General features: G+C 64.5%; 17 protein-coding genes. 7 read left to right on the plus strand and 10 right to left on the minus strand.

Features of this window, described 5'->3' with window-relative positions; translation table 11 throughout:
* Positions 1–79: 79 nt before the first annotated feature.
* Positions 80–1,345: an NAD(P)/FAD-dependent oxidoreductase gene (locus EN857_RS22605; protein WP_135859271.1), complete on the minus strand. Its 1,266-nt coding sequence runs from the start codon at positions 1,343–1,345 to the stop codon at positions 80–82.
* 172 nt (positions 1,346–1,517) lie between these two features.
* Between EN857_RS22605 and EN857_RS22610 the strand changes: the two genes are divergently transcribed.
* Complete coding sequence (locus tag EN857_RS22610; RefSeq protein WP_127393537.1) at positions 1,518–2,177, plus strand: 5-formyltetrahydrofolate cyclo-ligase; 660 nt, start codon at positions 1,518–1,520, stop codon at positions 2,175–2,177.
* Positions 2,178–2,183: 6 nt separating this feature from the next.
* Here EN857_RS22610 and EN857_RS22615 read toward each other — a convergent pair whose 3' ends face one another.
* Positions 2,184–2,657: an Lrp/AsnC family transcriptional regulator gene (locus EN857_RS22615; RefSeq protein WP_126054644.1), complete on the minus strand. Its 474-nt coding sequence runs from the start codon at positions 2,655–2,657 to the stop codon at positions 2,184–2,186.
* A gap of 158 nt (positions 2,658–2,815) precedes the next feature.
* Here EN857_RS22615 and ald point away from each other — a divergent pair, with 158 nt between their 5' ends.
* Complete coding sequence (ald, locus tag EN857_RS22620; RefSeq protein ID WP_127393536.1) at positions 2,816–3,931, plus strand: alanine dehydrogenase; 1,116 nt, start codon at positions 2,816–2,818, stop codon at positions 3,929–3,931.
* A gap of 367 nt (positions 3,932–4,298) precedes the next feature.
* Here the strand turns inward: ald and EN857_RS22625 are convergent, their stop codons facing one another.
* Both EN857_RS22625 and EN857_RS22630 read right to left on the minus strand, forming a co-directional pair.
* The gene (locus EN857_RS22625) at positions 4,299–4,766 is read right to left on the minus strand and encodes a DUF1203 domain-containing protein (RefSeq protein WP_127393535.1); all 468 of its coding nucleotides are present in this window, start codon (positions 4,764–4,766) and stop codon (positions 4,299–4,301) included.
* Between the two features lie 266 nt (positions 4,767–5,032).
* Positions 5,033–5,590: an OmpA family protein gene (locus tag EN857_RS22630; RefSeq protein WP_127393534.1), complete on the minus strand. Its 558-nt coding sequence runs from the start codon at positions 5,588–5,590 to the stop codon at positions 5,033–5,035.
* 185 nt (positions 5,591–5,775) lie between these two features.
* Here EN857_RS22630 and EN857_RS22635 point away from each other — a divergent pair, with 185 nt between their 5' ends.
* A complete protein-coding gene (locus EN857_RS22635) occupies positions 5,776–6,186 on the plus strand; it encodes a GFA family protein (protein WP_127393533.1) in 411 nt (136 codons plus the stop codon).
* A 12-nt stretch (positions 6,187–6,198) separates the two neighbouring features.
* On the opposite strand, the gene EN857_RS22640 is transcribed toward EN857_RS22635, so the two are convergent.
* The 4 genes from EN857_RS22640 to EN857_RS22655 are packed head-to-tail and all read right to left on the minus strand — an operon-like array spanning position 6,199 to position 9,431.
* A complete protein-coding gene (locus EN857_RS22640; protein ID WP_127309988.1) occupies positions 6,199–6,762 on the minus strand; it encodes a GNAT family N-acetyltransferase in 564 nt (187 codons plus the stop codon).
* Positions 6,763–6,767: 5 nt separating this feature from the next.
* Entirely contained in the window at positions 6,768–7,619 is an 852-nt protein-coding gene (sseA, locus tag EN857_RS22645) for a 3-mercaptopyruvate sulfurtransferase (RefSeq protein ID WP_128346739.1), read from the minus strand.
* Between the two features lie 34 nt (positions 7,620–7,653).
* On the minus strand, positions 7,654–8,397 hold the full coding sequence (locus tag EN857_RS22650) for an alanyl-tRNA editing protein (protein WP_127394302.1): 744 nt from the start codon (positions 8,395–8,397) through the stop codon (positions 7,654–7,656).
* Entirely contained in the window at positions 8,397–9,431 is a 1,035-nt protein-coding gene (locus tag EN857_RS22655) for a cysteine synthase A (protein WP_127283776.1), read from the minus strand. Before EN857_RS22655 ends, EN857_RS22650 begins: the two co-directional genes overlap by 1 nt.
* A 215-nt stretch (positions 9,432–9,646) precedes the next feature.
* Here EN857_RS22655 and EN857_RS22660 point away from each other — a divergent pair, with 215 nt between their 5' ends.
* Together EN857_RS22660 and EN857_RS22665 are read left to right on the plus strand one after the other, a co-directional pair.
* On the plus strand, positions 9,647–10,495 hold the full coding sequence (locus EN857_RS22660) for an SDR family oxidoreductase (RefSeq protein ID WP_127391276.1): 849 nt from the start codon (positions 9,647–9,649) through the stop codon (positions 10,493–10,495).
* A 68-nt stretch (positions 10,496–10,563) separates the two neighbouring features.
* On the plus strand, positions 10,564–11,541 hold the full coding sequence (locus EN857_RS22665) for an alpha/beta fold hydrolase (RefSeq protein WP_128346740.1): 978 nt from the start codon (positions 10,564–10,566) through the stop codon (positions 11,539–11,541).
* Positions 11,542–11,637: 96 nt separating this feature from the next.
* On the opposite strand, the gene EN857_RS22670 is transcribed toward EN857_RS22665, so the two are convergent.
* On the minus strand, positions 11,638–13,059 hold the full coding sequence (locus EN857_RS22670; RefSeq protein ID WP_187331403.1) for a DEAD/DEAH box helicase: 1,422 nt from the start codon (positions 13,057–13,059) through the stop codon (positions 11,638–11,640).
* Positions 13,060–13,466: 407 nt separating this feature from the next.
* Here EN857_RS22670 and EN857_RS22675 point away from each other — a divergent pair, with 407 nt between their 5' ends.
* Positions 13,467–14,999: an acyl-CoA carboxylase subunit beta gene (locus EN857_RS22675; RefSeq protein ID WP_127391279.1), complete on the plus strand. Its 1,533-nt coding sequence runs from the start codon at positions 13,467–13,469 to the stop codon at positions 14,997–14,999.
* A 393-nt stretch (positions 15,000–15,392) separates the two neighbouring features.
* Here the strand turns inward: EN857_RS22675 and EN857_RS22680 are convergent, their stop codons facing one another.
* The gene (locus EN857_RS22680; RefSeq protein ID WP_127391273.1) at positions 15,393–15,788 is read right to left on the minus strand and encodes a DUF6165 family protein; all 396 of its coding nucleotides are present in this window, start codon (positions 15,786–15,788) and stop codon (positions 15,393–15,395) included.
* A gap of 156 nt (positions 15,789–15,944) precedes the next feature.
* Here EN857_RS22680 and waaF point away from each other — a divergent pair, with 156 nt between their 5' ends.
* Positions 15,945–16,964: a lipopolysaccharide heptosyltransferase II gene (gene waaF, locus EN857_RS22685; protein ID WP_127309992.1), complete on the plus strand. Its 1,020-nt coding sequence runs from the start codon at positions 15,945–15,947 to the stop codon at positions 16,962–16,964.
* The last annotated feature ends 2 nt before the right edge of the window (positions 16,965–16,966 follow it).

A 16,966-nucleotide genomic window follows, 5' to 3' on the forward strand; every position in this document is an offset into this window, starting at 1 on the left:
GCATGAGTCCATGTCCGGCGAAATGCCTGTCGATCACGACAAGGTGACGTGTCGATGAAGCGAGACGAGGCGCGCGATGTCAGCCCTTGTCGTCGTCGCCCTGGGTGATCAGCCGCGCGCTGCGCTGGCCAGTGAAGTAGATCCATAGCCAGCTAAGCGAGACCGCGAGCCGGTTGCGGAAACCGATCAGGAAATAGATGTGGGCAACGCCCCACAGCCACCAGGCAAGCCAGCCGGTGAGTTTGATCCAGCCGAAGTCGATCGCCGCCGCGCGCTTGCCGATCGTCGCCAGGTCGCCGGCGTGTTGATAGCGGAAAGGACGCGAAGTCGTATCGCCGGCGAGCCGCGCCTTGATCGTCGCCGCGACGTGGCGCCCCTCCTGCTTGGCGGAAGGCGCCACGCCAGGCACCGGTTTTCCATCCGGGCGCAACACATGCGCGGTGTCGCCGATGACGAAGATTTCCGGGCTGCCCGGAACGGTGAGATCGGGCTCGACCAGCACCCTGCCCGCCCGGTCGGCGGTCGTTCCCAGCCATTCCGCCGCCGGCGAAGCGGCAACGCCCGCGGCCCACAGAATTGTCTTTGCCGGCAGGCGCTTGTCGCCAAAGACAACGCCATCCGCATCCAGTTCTGTGACCGCCTGGCCGAGCTCGACCGTGACGCCGAGCCGCTCCAGCGCCTTCTGGGCATAGGCGGAGAGCTGCGGCGCGAAGTTGGCGAGGAGGCGATCGCCGGCCTCGATCAGCACCACGCGCGTCTGCCTGGTGTCGATGTTGCGGAACTCGTCGCGCAGCGTGTCATGCGCCAGTTCCGCGATGGTGCCGGCAAGTTCGACGCCGGTCGGTCCGCCGCCGACGATGACCAGCGTCAGCAGCGCCTGGCGCCTCGCCGCATCGGTTTCGCGCTCGGCCTGCTCGAAGGCGAGCAGGATGCGGCGCCGAATCGTGGTGGCATCCTCCAGCGTCTTCAGCCCGGGAGCGAACGGCTCCCATTCGTCATGGCCGAAATAGGCGTGGCGCGCCCCGGTGGCAAGCACCAGCGTGTCGAAGCCAACGGCGCTGCCATCCTCGAGCAGCACGCGTTTGCCGGCGCGGTCGACGCCAGTGACGTTGCCCAAAAGCGTCGTCACATTCTTGCGCTTGCGCAGCAGATGGCGGATCGGCCAGGCCACTTCCGAAGTCGCCAGCGATGTCGTCGCCACCTGGTAGAGCAGCGGCTGGAACAGGTGATGGTTGCGCTTGTCGATCATGGTGATGCGCACCGGCGCGCCGGCGAGCGCATGGGTCAGTTCGAGGCCGCCGAACCCGGCGCCGACGACCACGACATGATGGCTGGCTTCGTTCATTCACTTACCTCGCCAAGCAAATCCACCGGACCCAATCTAGGTATTATTGTGCATTGCAGCAATAGCGGGAAGACCGTCCAATTGCCCGGGACTCGCCGCCGGATGTCGTGAATGCACATGTCGACCGGTTTGCACGAGGTATAGCGTCACTGCCGGAATACAGGAGTGAAGCATGGCTGATGATCGTGACGAGCAGGGCCCGGCCCAATACGCCTCCCCGCCCTGTTTCATGCATGAACTCGATCCGCAGTTCTTGGCGCCGCTGACCGACTGGACCGATGTCAGACGCTGGCGCAAGGCCGAGCGCGAACGGTTGATCTCAGCGCGGCTAGCAATCACCGCCGATGCCCGCGCGGCAATGTCGACGCGCATCGCCGAGGGCCTCGACGCTTTGATTGGCGACATTGGCGGCCGCATGGTCAGCCTCTACTGGCCCTTCCGCGGCGAGCCGGATCTGCGGTCCTGGATGGCGTCGATCAACGAACGTGGCGGGCGGACCGCACTGCCGGTCGTCATCGAGAAAGGGCAGCCACTGGTGTTCCGCGCCTACAGACCGGGCGACCGGTTGGAGAAGGGCGTCTGGAACATCCCGATCCCGGCGGAAGGCGATCCGGTGCTGCCAGACATCGTCATTTCGCCGATCGTCGGCATCGACCCCGGCAAATATCGTCTGGGTTACGGCGGCGGCTTCTTCGACCGCACGCTGGCGGCGATGCCGTTCAGGCCGCTGGTGATCGGCGTCGGCTACGAACTGCAGCGCATCCCGACGATCTACCCGCAACCGCACGACATCCCGATGAGCGAGGTGGTGACGGAGGCCACAGGCGCTTAGCGGCGCCTAGGCCATCTCCGGCCGCAAGCCGACCGCTGTCCGGTCGACGATCTCGCGCAGCGCGAAGGACGAATTGATCTTCGTCACATGCGGCATCGCCGACAGCCATTCCTTGTGGATGCGCTCATAGTCGACCAGATCCTTCGCGGCGATGCGCAGGATGTAGTCGTATTCACCCGACATCAGGTGGCAGGACAGCACGTTCGGGCAGCGCTTGATCGCCGCCTCGAAATCCGACAGCGTCTTCTCGAACTGGCCCGACAGCGATATATGCACGATTGCCGTCATCTGGTGGCCGAGCGCGGCGTTGGACAGCCGCGCGTGATAACCGCGGATAGTGCCCGACTTCTCCAGATTGTCGAGCCGCCGCGAGCAGGCCGATTGCGACAGGCCGACCTTCTCGGCAAGCGCGGCGTTGGGTATCCGCCCGTCTTTCTGCAAAGCCTCCAGAATGGCGATATCAATCCTGTCGAGCGGCATTCTTCGTGTTTCCTGCGAAAATAGTGAGATTTCGCGCAACGATTATCGAAGTGCGCCCGTTCTCGCAAGCGCATTCGCAAACACTTGCGGGCCGATTCATGGTTCACTCCGCCAATACAGGGAACGCGCCCGCAAAGGGCCGGATCAGGAGACAGAAAATGCGCGTCGGTTGCCCCAAGGAAATCAAGAACCACGAATATCGCGTCGGCCTGACGCCTGGCTCCGTCCGCGAATATGTCGCGCATGGCCATGAAGTGCTGGTCGAGACCGGCGCCGGCGCCGGCATCGGCGCCGACGACAACGCCTACCGCGCCGCCGGCGCGACCATCGCCAAGACGGCCGCCGACGTGTTCGCCAAGTCCGACATGATCGTCAAGGTCAAGGAACCGCAGCCCAACGAATGGGTCCAGCTGCGCGACGGCCAGATCCTCTACACCTATCTCCATCTCGCTCCGGATCCGGACCAGACCAAGGGGCTGCTCGCTTCGGGCGTCACGGCGATCGCCTATGAAACCGTCACCGACGACCGCGGCGGCCTGCCGCTGCTTGCGCCGATGTCGGAAGTTGCCGGCCGCCTGTCGATCCAGGCCGGCGCGACCGCGCTGCAGAAGGCCAATGGCGGCCGCGGCGTGCTGCTCGGCGGCGTACCCGGCGTGCTGCCCGGCAAGGTCACCGTGCTCGGTGGCGGCGTCGTCGGCCTGCATGCGGCCAAGATGGCGGCCGGCCTCGGCGCCGATGTCACCATCATCGACCGCTCGATCCCGCGGCTGCGCCAGCTCGACGACATTTTCGGCGGCCGCGTCCACACCCGCTACTCGACCGTCGAGGCGCTGGAGGAAGAGTGCTTCTCCGCCGACATCGTCGTCGGCGCCGTGCTGATCCCGGGCGCCGCGGCGCCGAAGCTGGTGACGCGCGAAATGCTGTCCGGCATGAAGAAGGGTTCCGTGCTCGTCGACGTCGCCATCGACCAGGGCGGCTGCTTCGAGACCTCGCACGCCACCACCCATGCCGAGCCGACCTACGAGGTCGACGGCGTCATCCACTATTGCGTCGCCAACATGCCGGGCGCGGTGCCGGTCACCTCGGCGCATGCCCTCAACAATGCGACGCTGCATTACGGCCTGCAGCTTGCCGACAAGGGCCTCAAGGCGCTTGTCGACGACCACCATCTGCGCAACGGCCTCAACGTCCACAAGGGCAAGATCACCAACCGCGCGGTCGCCGAAGCGCTCGGCTACGAGCTCGTCGAGCCGAAGGCGGTCCTCGCCGCCTGACAGGCACGCGAAGAGAGTTCCTCCTGTCGCCCGCCGGCTCCGTCCGGCGGGTTTTTCTTTGCGCGGAACAATTTAGCCAACAAAAAAGCGGAGCCAAAGCCCCGCTTCCTCGACGTTGAGACGTGCCGCCGGTCCATCCGCGGTCGGCAATCGATCAACACTTGCCTTTTAGCAAGTAATTGCGACGGCTATACGACAGTCTCGCCCGACATTCACGCAGATCCGTGGTGCCTTTGTGAAGCACTTCACATTCGGCATTCGAAAACCATGCCTAGTCGCATCGGCCTGTAGGCGGCTTTCTCTTCTGTCGCAGGCTTTTTCCCCAACTGCCCGCCAGCCTATCGGCGGGCATATTTTTTGGAACGCGTCAGGCGCGTTCGATGCGGCACTGGTAGCAATTGTTGCGCGCCGAGCGGACATGGATGTAGGCGATGTCGTCGCGCTCGAGCAGCGTTTCGGCGCGAGCTGCGATGTCCGGCGTCGCTATGACCCCGCCGCTGCCATAGACGATGCGGTCGTTGCGGCCATAGCCACGCACGATGTAGTCGCTGCTCTCGAGCATTTCGGGAAGCGCCGCGTCCTCCGGCGCGCGTGCGCATTCCTGCGCATGCAGGAAGATCGGCCCGGTCTCGGCATAGGGCTGCAGCTCGGGAAACGGCCGGTAGGCCAAAACGAGATAGGCATCGCCCGCGGCGACGTTCTTCAGGCAGTGGCGGCAGGGCACGCCGTCGCCGTCGGAAACCTGGCGCTCCGGCGTATGGCCGTACGCGTCCGCCCCGCCGCGCTGCAGGGCTCTCACATTGTCGGTCGGCAGCGCTTTGAACTGGATGGTCATGGCATGTCTCCGCTATCGCTGACCGGAAATTACGCGGTCCCCGGCACGCTTCCCACCCGATTCCTGCCAAGCAGCGTCAGTCGATGAGCGCGTCGAGCCCGCGCACCAGCGCCTTGCCGGCCCAGCCGGTCGCGCCGGCCATTATCACACGTATCGCCATCGTCGGATCCTCTTGCGCGATCTTCGTTGGCCCTGGACATCAAGCGATATGGAAAGAGCCGGCTCATTCAAGCCGGGCTCTTCCAGGCGAAGGCCTGACGCGGGCGCTATCGGATGAAGTCGTCGAAGCGGCGCAAGGTCACCCTGCGGTTGCGCCAGTTCTCCTGCTGTGTCGGCACCAGCAGGAACTCCTCGCCATAGCCGACGGTTTCGAGCGCATGGCCGGGCACGCCGAACTCGCGCACCAGCGTCCGCTTCAGCGAGGCGGCGCGCTGCTCCGAGAGGATCTGGTTCGACTGGAAGGAGCCGACCGCATCGGTATGGCCCTCGATCAGGATGCGGGCGCCGCGATCGCGCCGCAGGATGCGGTGCAGCGCATCGGCGATGTTGTCGATCTTGCCGTATTGCGACTCCGAGATCGCAGCCGAGCCGAAGGCGAAGTTGATCGACTGGATGTCGATCGAGCGCGCCATGCGCCTGAGATCCGGCCGGCGCTTGAATTCGCGGATGGTGACGCGCTGATTGGGGCGCAGCTTCACCCGGGGCGCGGCCTCGAGCTGGCGCTCGATCGTCGCGGCGGAAGGCGTGGTGGCCTGTGCAAATGCAAGGCTCGGCATGGCAAGTGCCGCAATCATGGCAACGGCAAATGTACGTCGGGTCAGCATGTCTTTCTCCTTCGGCCCGTCCTTCTGACGGGCGCGTTGATCTTGCCGACACCTTGGCAAAGTCAGCCTGAAGCGAGGATGAACGAACAGATGCCAAGTTTTCCGACTGGCCAGACATGTCGCTCCGCGCCATGATGCTCCCGGACGAACGCGGCGCGGTTGAGGGGCCTGGCGAGGATCCGAGCATGATCACCGGAGGATGCCTGTGCGGCGCAGTCCGCTACGAAAGCAGCGCGGAGCCGATCACCACGCGCCTTTGCTGGTGCCGCTTCTGCCAGTATGTCGCGGCCGGCAACGCGGCGGTGAGCGTCTGCTTCCTGACGGCGCGGATCAAGATCGCCGGCGAGACGCGCGACTATGAGAGCGTGGCCGATAGCGGCAACAGGATGCACCGGCGCTTTTGCCCGGCCTGCGGCGTGCATCTCTTCAGCGAGGCGGAGTCGCGCCCGCATCTGATTTTCGTGCGCGCCGGCACGCTCGACGATCCGAATATGATCAGGCCCGCGGCGACGATATGGACGGCCAAGGCGCCGGCCTGGGCCTGCATCGACACTTCGCTTCCGACCTTCGAGGGCCAGCCGCCGCCGGTGGCCTAGGCGGCATCGACACTACGGCCGCATGACGCTCGCCGAACGCTCGGCGAAGGAAAGCGGGTGCACGATCTCCTTCTTCTGCGCCACCGGCGTGAAGCCGAGCTTCTGGTAGAGCGGCAGCGCCGCCGGGTGGTCGAGCGTGCAGGTCTGCACAGTCACCCGCTTCGGGCCATGCGACCAGGCAGCCGATATCGCAGCGCCCAGGAACCAGCGGCCGATGCCTTGCCCTTGCGCATGCTCCATCATGCCGAAATAGGCGAGTTCCACCTCTTCCGGCAGATGCGGCTTGAGATCGAAGAAGCCGGCCGGCGCACCGTCGAGATAGAGCACCCTGATGTCGCGATCCTCGCGGTGGAGGCCGGCCGAAAGCTCCTCGTCGCTCAGCCTCAGCACGTTCACCCAATGCCATTTGCGCCCCACCCGATCCATCAGGTAGCGGTAGAAATGCAGCGGAATATCCTTGGTCTTCAGGAGCGCGATCTGCCGGTTGTACGGGACAGGCGGCGACGCGGCCGGCGGCGCATGCATTTCGAGAAACGTTACCGTGACGTCGATGTCCTGCAGCGCTCCGTTTTCCATCACGGTCATTCCTTGCCCGTCACCACGGGCGTATCGGCAAGCCCGCCCCATTCGGTCCATGAGCCGTCGTAAAGCCTGTTGTCGGTGTGGCCAAGCGTCTCCAGCGCCAGCGTGATCGCCGCCGCCGTTATGCCCGAGCCGCATGACGTGACGACCGGCTTCGACAGATCTATGCCGGCATCCTCGATCACCTTGCGCAAACGATCCCTGGGCAGAAGCTCGCCGTTCTCGGCCAATGCCGTGACCGGCACGCTGCGCGCGCCCGGCATATGGCCGGAGCGGATGCCGGCGCGGGGCTCCGGATCGGTTCCGGCAAAACGGCCGGCGGATCGTGCATCGGCGATCTGGCTTTCCCGGCCGTCGACGATGCGGCGCATTTCGGCGAGGCCGACGACGCGCGCGGCATCGAAGTCGGCGTGGAAGATGCAGGGCGCGATCTTCGTCGGCTCCGCCGTCACCGGGCGGCCCTGCGCCTTCCAGCGATCGAAGCCGCCGCTCAGTATGTAGACCTGGAAGACGCCCATGACCCGAAACATCCACCAGCCGCGCGGCGCCGAGAAATAGCCCGGGCCGTCATAGATCACGATCGTGTCGTCGGCCGAAACGCCCATGGCGCCGACATACTGCGCGAAATTTTGCGGCGACGGCAGCGTATGCGGAAGCCCGGTATCGGGGTCCGAAATGGCGTCCTGATCTAGGAAGCGGGCGCCGGGAATATGCGCCGCCTCATATTCGGCGCGTGCATCGCGCTTTTGCGCCGGCAGGTACCAGGAAGCGTCGATGATCGTCAGGCCGGGCTCGCCAAGGCGCTGCTGCAGCCAATCCGCGTCGACGATGAAAGGACTATCTTCGGCCATTCTTTCTCCTCCCATCTCGCAACAGTGTCGTCGATCAGATCGCCGGCATCGGTCCGAAGCGGATGCGGAAACGCCGGTTCTCGCGGCCCTTCTTCTCGATCTTGCCGATATGGATCTCGCCGACCTCGCCGGTGCTCTTCACATGGGTGCCGCCGCAGGGCTGGCTGTCGATCGAGGCATTTTCGCCGATGCAAACGAGGCGGATCCTGCCGGTACCGACAGGCGGGCGCACATTCTTTGACTTAACAAGACCGGGATTGGCCGCCAGTTCCGCGTCGTTGATCAGCCGGGTGAAGATCGGATGGTCGGCACGCACCAGTTCCATCAGCCTCGCCGTCACATCTTCCTTGGTGAAATTGGCATCGGGAATGTCGAAGTCGACGCGGCTGTCGTCCTCGGAAACGGCAGCGCCGGTGATCGGGAACGGACACACGACGGTGAGCAGGTGGCAGGCCGCGTGCATGCGCATCAGAAGATGCCGTCGCTCCCAGTCGATGGCGAGCTTGAGCCGCTCGCCGATCGTGGGTGCCGCTTGTCCGGGCGCCGGCACATGGATGATCTCGTCCTTGGTCTCGCCGGTGATGGTGGCGGCGATCGCGACCGGGCTGCCGTCGGCACGCTCAAGCCTGCCGGTGTCGCCGGGCTGGCCGCCCGAGGTTGCGTAGAAGATTGTCCGGTCGAGGATTATGCCCCCGCGCTCGTTGATCGCGACAACCGCCGCCTCGCTCGCCTTCAGGTAGGCGTCGTCACGAAACAGAGCTTCCGTCCGGTGCGCCATCACGCGACCTTTTCGAAGGGCACCGAAATGTCGGCCTTCTCTTCCATCCAGCCCGGCACCGGCAGGTTCTTCTCGCGCAGGAATTCGGGATTGAACAGTTTCGACTGGTAGCGCGTGCCGTAGTCGGCAAGGATCGTCACGATGGTGTGGCCCGGTCCCAGCTCGCGTGCCAGCCGGATGGCGCCGGCGATGTTGATGCCGGTCGAGCCGCCGACGCACAACCCCTCCTCCTGGATCAGGTCGAAGACGATCGGCAGCGCCTCCTCGTCCGGGATCTGGAAGGAGAAGTCCGGCTTGAAGCCTTCGAGGTTGGCGGTGATGCGCCCCTGGCCGATGCCTTCGGTGATCGAGCTGCCCTCGGCCTTCAATTCGCCGCTGGTGTAGAAACTGTAGAGCGCGGCGCCCAGCGGATCGGCGAGCCCGATCTTGACTTGGCCGCTCTTGGCCTTCAGCCCGAGCCCGACGCCGGCCAGCGTCCCGCCGGAGCCGACCGCCGAGACGAACCCATCGACCTTGCCGCCGGTCTGGGTCCAGATCTCCTCAGCCGTCGTCCTGATATGGCCGTCGCGGTTGGCGACGTTGTCGAACTGGTTGGCCCAGATCGCGCCATTCGGCTCGGTGCGCGCCAATTGCTCGGCCAGGCGCCCCGACAGCTTCACATAGTTGTTGGGGTTCTTGTAGGGCACCGCCGGCACCTCGATCAGCTCGGCGCCGAGCAATTTGATCGTGTCCTTCTTCTCCTGGCTCTGCGTGTCCGGAATGACGATCACCGTGCGATAGCCGAGCGCCTTGGCGACCAGCGTCAGGCCGATGCCGGTGTTGCCGGCCGTGCCCTCGACGATGACGCCGCCCGGCCTCAGCAATCCGCGCTGCTCGGCATCGCGGATGATGAACAGGCCGGCGCGGTCCTTGACCGACTGTCCCGGGTTCATGAACTCGGCCTTGCCCAGGATCTCGCAGCCGGTTGCTTCCGAGGCCTTGTTGAGGCGGATCAGGGGCGTGTTGCCGATCGCGTCGATCACAGAACGGGGCATCAAGGATTCCTTGTATGAGCGAGGCGAGACCCTAGAAACCCAAAGGCCCGGTTTCAAGGCAAGAATTCGCCTGGACCAGTCGCATTTCGGGCATTGCAATCTCCTGAATTCAGATGCCGTGTTCCGGCACGCATTTCAACCTTGCGCCGAAAAGCGCTCTTTTCATTCGATTCCTTCGCCGCTAGAGCACTACCGACACACTGGCAGGACTTAGCATGACACTCTATCGGGCCAACCCGAAGCATGGCGTCGCCTGGATCACGGGCGGCAGCAGCGGCATCGGCCGCGCACTGGCCAAGGATCTCGCCTCGAAGGGCTACGCCGTGGCGGTGAGCGCGCTCGCGGACGATCCGATCGACACGCTGATCGTCGAGACGGCGCAGATGCCCGGGCATGTGAAGTCGTTTCCTTGCGACGTCACCGACGAGACGGGGATGGCAAGGACGGCCGCCGCGATCGAGAAGGACATGGGGCCGATCGTGCTCGCGGTCTTCAACGCCGGCAACTACATCGCCACGCCGGGCGAGCATCTCGTGGTGCGCGATTTCCGCCGCTCCTTCGACGTCAACTATTTCGGCATCGTCAACGGCCTGGTGCCTGTCGTCGAGCATATGCGCGTGCGCGGGCGCGGCCATGTCGTTCTCGTCGGTTCGGTCACCGCCTATTCCGGCTGGCCGACCACCGCCGCCTATGGCGGCACCAAGGCGGCGATCAACATCCTGGCGGAATCGCTGAAATACGACTTCGACAAGATGAACATCAGGGTTCAGGTGATGAACCCGGGCTTCGTCGACACCCCGCTGACGGAAAAGAACACGATGCCGATGCCGGGGCTGATGCCTGTCCACCGCGCATCCCGCCGCATGGTGCGCGGCATCGAGAAGGGTGGCTTCGAGGTCACCTTCCCCTACCGCATAAGCTGGCCGCTGAAATTGCTCGGCCTCTTGCCGCGACCAATCTGCCGCTGGGTGATCGGCATCACGACCGGCTGGAGGGCGCGGCCGCTGAATTTCGACCGCAAGCTGCCGGGCGTGGCCGACCAGGCGTCGGACCAGGCGAGCTGATCTGGCGAACGGCGATTGCCTGTTACACGGCACGGCCATAGGTTGAGAATTGTTGCTTGGAGCTTCTGATGGGGCGGCGGATCGTGCTTGCGGTACTGGGGCTCGCTGTCATCTTCTCCATGGCCTTTGTTCTCGGCCCACGCGTGTCCGTCGACACGAGGATCCGTTTCGACCCTTCCATCATTGGCGACGATCCGCAGGCCTATCTGGCGCGCGAAGAGGCCGCCGTGCCCAACATCCGCGACGGGCTGGAAAAGGAGATCATCTGGGCAAATCCTATGGTTCACGCCAAGACGCCGCTGGCCATGGTCTACATCCATGGCTTCTCGGCCTCGAAGGGCGAGGTCCGGCCGCTGCCCGACGACGTCGCCGATGAGCTTGGTGCCAACCTGTTCTACACGCGCCTCACCGGCCACGGCCAGGACGGCGCCGCGATGGCCGAGGGCAGCGTCAATGCCTGGATCAACGACTACGAGGAGGCGCTCGCCATCGGCCGGGCGATCGGCGACAGGGTGATCGTCATTGCCACCTCGACGGGTGGCTCGCTGGCGGCATGGGCCGCGACAGAGCCGCGCGCCTCGGACGGGGTTGCGGCGATCGCGTTTATATCGCCCAACTTCGGCGTCAAGGCGTCCGGGGCGGAACTGCTCACCAAGCCCTGGGGCAAACAGATCGCCGAACTCGTCGGCGGCAAGGAGCGCAGCTTCCCGACCCGCAACGCGCTGCATGAAAAGTTCTGGACCCACCAATACCCGATGGCGGCGACACTGCCGATGCAGGCTCTGACCGAACTCGCCTATGCCGCGCCTGTGGAAAAGGCGACCATCCCTGCCCTCTTCATCTTTTCGGATTCGGACAGAGTGGTGCGGCCAGACCGCACCCGCGAGATCGCCGGGCGCTGGGGCGCGCCGCACGAGCTGGTGCCGGTCGACGACACCGGCGACGCCGACAACCACGTCATTGCCGGAGACGCGCTGTCGCCGTCGACAACAGCCGTCCTCGCGGAGCGGATCGTCGTCTGGGTCAAGGCGCTGACCGGGCAGTAGCCGTCACAAGAAAAAGGGCGACCGAAGCATCGCTACGATCGCCCTCGCATTCACTGGTCGGCAGTCAGCTTAGGCAGGCTTGCCGAACCGCAGGCTTCAAGCCGCCCGCGTCGCCGGCCGCTTGCCGCCGAAGCGGCGCTTGTTGTTGCCCTTGAACGACTTGCGGCCCTCCGGACGCTCGCCTTGCGGCTTTGCCGCAAACGGCCGCTCGCCGTTCGGCTTGCCGCCGAACCGCTTCTTGCCGGAGCCGTTGTTGCCGCCGCCCGGACGCCGGCCGTCGCGGCGACCATTGTGGTCGGCACGATCATTGGCCGGCTCGAAATGGCGCTCGTTCCGTTCCTTGGGATCGCGCTGCGGATCGGGGCTGCCGAGATGGTCGGCAGCGATCGGCAGCTTGGCGCGGATGATGCGCTCCACCTGGCGCAGCTTGGCGTTCTCGGATGGATCGCAAAGCGTGATGGCGATGCCGTCCCTTCCGTTGCGGCCGGTGCGGCCGATGCGGTGGACATAGCTCTCCGCCTCGTCGGGCAGGTCGAAGTTCACGACATGGCTGATGCCGGGAACGTCGATGCCGCGCGCGGCGATGTCGGTCGCGACCAGGATGCGCACCGAACCCTCACGGAAATCGTTGAGCGCCTTCTGACGGGCGTTCTGCGACTTGTTGCCATGGATGACGGCGGCCTTGAAGCCATCACGATCGAGATCCTTGGTCACCCTGTCGGCGCCATGCTTGGTGCGCGAAAAGATGATGACGGACTTCATCGCTTCGTCGGCGAGCATCTTCGACAGCACCTGGCGCTTCTGCTTGGTGCGGGCAAGGACGACGCTCTGGACGATCTCAGCCGCCGCCGTGCTTTGCGGCGCGACTTCGACGCGAACGGGGTTCTTCAACAGGCCTTTGGCCAATTCGGCGATCTCGTCCGGCATGGTCGCCGAGAACAGCGCCGTCTGGCGGTCGGGCGCGGTCGCCTTGGCGATGCGCTTGACGTCGTTGATGAAACCCATGTCGAGCATGCGGTCGCCTTCGTCGAGCACCAGCCATTTGGTGTCGGCGAGGATCAGATCGCCCTCACGCACCAGGTCGGTCAGCCGGCCGGGCGTGGCGATCAGGATATCGACGCCGGGCGCGATCTTCTTCACCTGGCTGAAGCGCGAGACGCCGCCGAGCACCAGCGCGGTCGAGACATGCGCGCCCTTGGCGAGGATCTTGATCGTGTCCTCGATCTGCACGGCGAGCTCGCGCGTCGGCGCCAGGATCAGCGCACGTGTGGTCTTCGGCCGGCGCTTGGTGCCGAGTCCGATGATCTTCGAGAGGATCGGCAGCGCGAAGGCCGCGGTCTTGCCCGAACCGGTCTGGGCGATGCCGAAAATGTCGCGGCCTTCCAGCTGCGGCGGGATCGCCTGGACCTGGATCGGCTTTGGATCCGTGAAGCCCGCGGCATGAGTGGCCTTGAGCAGCGCGCCGGAGATCCCGAGCGCGGCGAAACCATTCTGTTCCGCTGTGTTTTCGTTGGTCAAAATAATCTTCTTTCACGCGGCCTTCTGGCCGCAACATCGATGGCGGCAGGGCGCAACCTGCCGTCGAAAAATTGTCATGGAACGACAAGGCGGCGGACGGAACGTCCGCGCGGCTGCGCTGTCGTGCCCGCAAGCATCATGCCTCGGGGCTTTTTCGCCACTTTGTGATGTACCGGAAAGAGGGGCCGATATACCGGAAAGAGGGAAAACAGACGCAACCAGTCTCATTCGTCGAGAAGGCCGGACAATGCCGGCCCAAGCGCCTATGCCGCCGCATATGGACGAATTCGCCTCGGAATGCAAGGGCTGCATGCTGCAATGCAGCAAAACGGTGGCGAAAGCGGCGCTTGCACTCCCCTGCCCGCATCATTTACGACAAACGCACCTATCCGTTTGGGGGACCGGCGATGAAGGACGTGCTGAAGGAACTCGAGCGCCGCCGCGAGATCGCCCGCATGGGCGGCGGCAAGGCCCGCATCGACGCCCAGCACCAGAAGGGTAAGCTCACCGCCCGCGAGCGTATCGATGTCTTCCTCGACGAGGGCTCGTTCGAGGAGTTCGACATGTATGTCGAGCACCGCTCGACCGATTTCGGCATGGAGAAGACCAAGATCGCCGGCGACGGAGTCGTCACCGGCTGGGGGACCGTCAATGGCCGGCCCATCTACATCTTCGCCAAGGACTTCACCGTGTTCGGCGGCTCGCTGTCGGAAGCGCATGCCGAGAAGGTCATCAAGGTGCAGGAGATGGCGCTGCGCAACCGCGCGCCGATCATCGGCCTCTACGACGCCGGCGGCGCCCGCATCCAGGAAGGCGTGGCGGCACTCGGCGGCTATGCCGAAATCTTCCAGCGCAATGTTCTGGCCTCCGGCGTCATCCCGCAGATCTCGCTGATCATGGGCCCTTGCGCGGGCGGCGATGTCTACTCGCCGGCGATGACCGACTTCATCTTCATGGTGCGCGACACTTCCTACATGTTCGTCACCGGGCCGGATGTGGTGAAGACCGTCACCAACGAGACGGTGACCGCCGAGAGCCTCGGCGGCGCCTCGGTCCACACCACCAAATCCTCGATCGCCGACGGCGCCTACGACAACGACGTCGAGGCGCTGTTGCAGATGCGCCGGCTGGTCGATCTCTTGCCTGCCTCCAACACCTCGGAAATCCCGGAAATCGAGTGCTACCAGTCGGTCACCGACCACGACCTGTCGCTCGACCGGCTGATCCCCGACAACGCCAACAAACCCTACGATATCAAGGAATTGATCCTTAAAGTCGCCGACGAGGGCGACTTCTTCGAGATCCAGCAGAGCTTTGCGAAAAACATCGTCACCGGTTTCGGCCGGGTCGAGGGCCGCACGGTCGGCTTCGTCGCCAACCAGCCGATGGTGCTGGCCGGCGTGCTCGATTCCGACGCCAGCCGCAAGGCGGCGCGCTTCGTGCGCTTCTGCGACTGCTTTTCCATTCCGATCGTCACCTTCGTCGATGTCCCGGGCTTCCTGCCCGGCACCGCGCAGGAATATGGCGGGCTGATCAAGCATGGCGCCAAGCTACTGTTCGCCTATGCCGAGGCGACCGTGCCGAAGATCACCGTCATCACCCGCAAAGCCTATGGCGGCGCCTATGACGTCATGGCGTCGAAGCATCTGCGCGGCGACATGAACTACGCCTGGCCGACGGCGCAGATCGCGGTGATGGGCGCCAGGGGCGCGGTCGAGATCATCTACCGCAAAGACATCGGCAATGCCGAAAAAATCGCAGCGCATACAAAGGCTTACGAGGACCGCTTCCTGTCACCCTTCGTTGCCGCCGAACGCGGTTATGTCGACGAGGTGATCATGCCGCACTCGACCCGCCGCCGCGTCGCCCGGGCGCTGAGGATGCTGCGCAACAAGGACATGCAGAACCCCTGGAAGAAGCACGACAACATCCCGCTGTGACCTGAATGCCGCGCTTCATCATCAGCGCTGGGCGGCGGTTCGGCAGGTTCGCGGTGCTGTCCGCTGCGGCGCGAGATCATGGGAGCCTTGCGACCGCCTCGACCGCCGCTTGCCCGCCTTCTGGAAATGGCCGCAGACTTGTCGCAAAGCCAGTATTTGAATGGTTGCGCCCAAAGGGCGTGGGAACGTCCGGATGACGGCAAGTCGACACACCCGTCATGGGCACAGCGTCTGGCCGCGCTGGGATACGTGGAGACGCCTGAGATCGAACCGATACGGCGGACAGCACTCTCCACGCTGCTTAACCCAGAGACGGCCGAACAACAGATCGCCGGGTTTAACAACAGATGGACCGAGCGGATGGAGGACTATCTCCAGCGCTAAGCGGCGGTCCTACTCGTAGTTTTCGTAGGATTTTTCCTCGATTAGGGAGGAGCTGAGCAACACGTTTATCTCGCGCTTCAGCGCGGCGCGGCGGTCGTTGGTTCGGTAGACGCCGCGGGCGAGTTCGATGAAACGATCACCGAAGCGCTTGTTGAGTTCTTCGACGCGGATATCGTCCTCGATGACCCAGAGCGCCTGGTTGACGGCCTTCAGTTCCGCGTAAAGGCCGGCCAGCGTCTCCGACGCCGGGAGGTGGTCGTCGCGAACGCGCGATAGCTCCTCCAGTTCGTGCTGGACGTTGGCCAGTTTGGACGCGTCGGCGATGCTTGCCGCCTTGATCTCGAGGATCGATATCTTGTCCAGCAGTTCGCCGGGGGCGATCTCGACGCGTATGGGGCGGACCATGCAATTGCCCTTTTCTGATGAGCCTTGTCAAACATCGCCGGCGGGGAATATGGACCCACCGGACGGAGTAGCGGCAATAGGCAGCCGAAACGAGCCAAGTCAATCTCCTGGATGGCGGCGGCTGCGCCGACGCCGATGAATTGAAAGGTATGCGTCTTGGATCCAATCCTCTTGGTCGGCTTTCCGGCGGTCGGCGATTTCGTCCGCTGTCATTCGGCCATCCGCATCCTCGCGGAGCGGTTTCCCGAGCGCCCGATCGACGTCGTGACCTCGCCCGGCAACGTCTCTTTTGCGCGGTTCATGCCGCATGTCCGCAAAGCGTGGCCCCTAAAGAAGCGTCATATGGAGCTCGGCCTGGCGGAGCGCCGCAGCCTGGTGCGCGAGCTTCGCCAGCAGAACTATGGCTCGGCCTATCTCATGACGAGCACGATCAAGGCGGCCCTGATACCGTTCATGGCCGGCATACCGGAGCGCATCGGCTACCCGCAGGAGCTGCAGTTCGGGTTGGTCAATCGCTTCCCAGCCGGCTGGCTGCGCCATTTGTGGGCGTTCGGTCCGCGCAAGACGCGTCTCTATGAGGAGGTTTGCTCCATCGCCACCCTAGACGCGAGGCCGGCCAACGTCGATTGGCCAGCGCCGCAGCTGGTCATCCCGGCCGCGGAATTGGATGAATGGCGCAGCCGTGCCGGGGTCGAGGCCGGCAAGCCAGCACTGGCAATCTTCACCGGAGACATGACCAGCTCCCGATCGTGGCCAATGGAGCGCTTTATCTCGGTCGCCAAGGACCATTCCAATCGCGGCTGGGCGGTATGGATCGTCGGCGGTCCTCGCGAACACGATGCGGCGAACCGAATTCGCGCCGAGCTGCCGCAAGCGGTCGATTTCACCACGACGCCGCTGCTCGACGTGATGTATCAGCTTGGCGCGTCGGCGCTGTTCCTTGGCGTCGATGGCGGCATGTCTCATGCTGCCGCGGCCTTGAATGTTCCCTGCGTGCAGATCTTCGGCTCGAACCTTTCCTACATACATGGGCCGGTCAACGACCATGTTCGCTTTCTCGAGCCGCCCATTTCGACCCCGAGCTGGATCGAGGATACATCGGGGGTCAGCGAGGAACGGGTGCGCGAGGCGCTGGCCGCTGCCTTCGCGGAACCGCGCCGCCAGCAAGGCGCCTGATA

The organism is Mesorhizobium sp. M4B.F.Ca.ET.214.01.1.1, assembly GCF_004791545.1.
Classification (GTDB): Bacteria; Pseudomonadota; Alphaproteobacteria; order Rhizobiales; family Rhizobiaceae; genus Mesorhizobium; species Mesorhizobium abyssinicae.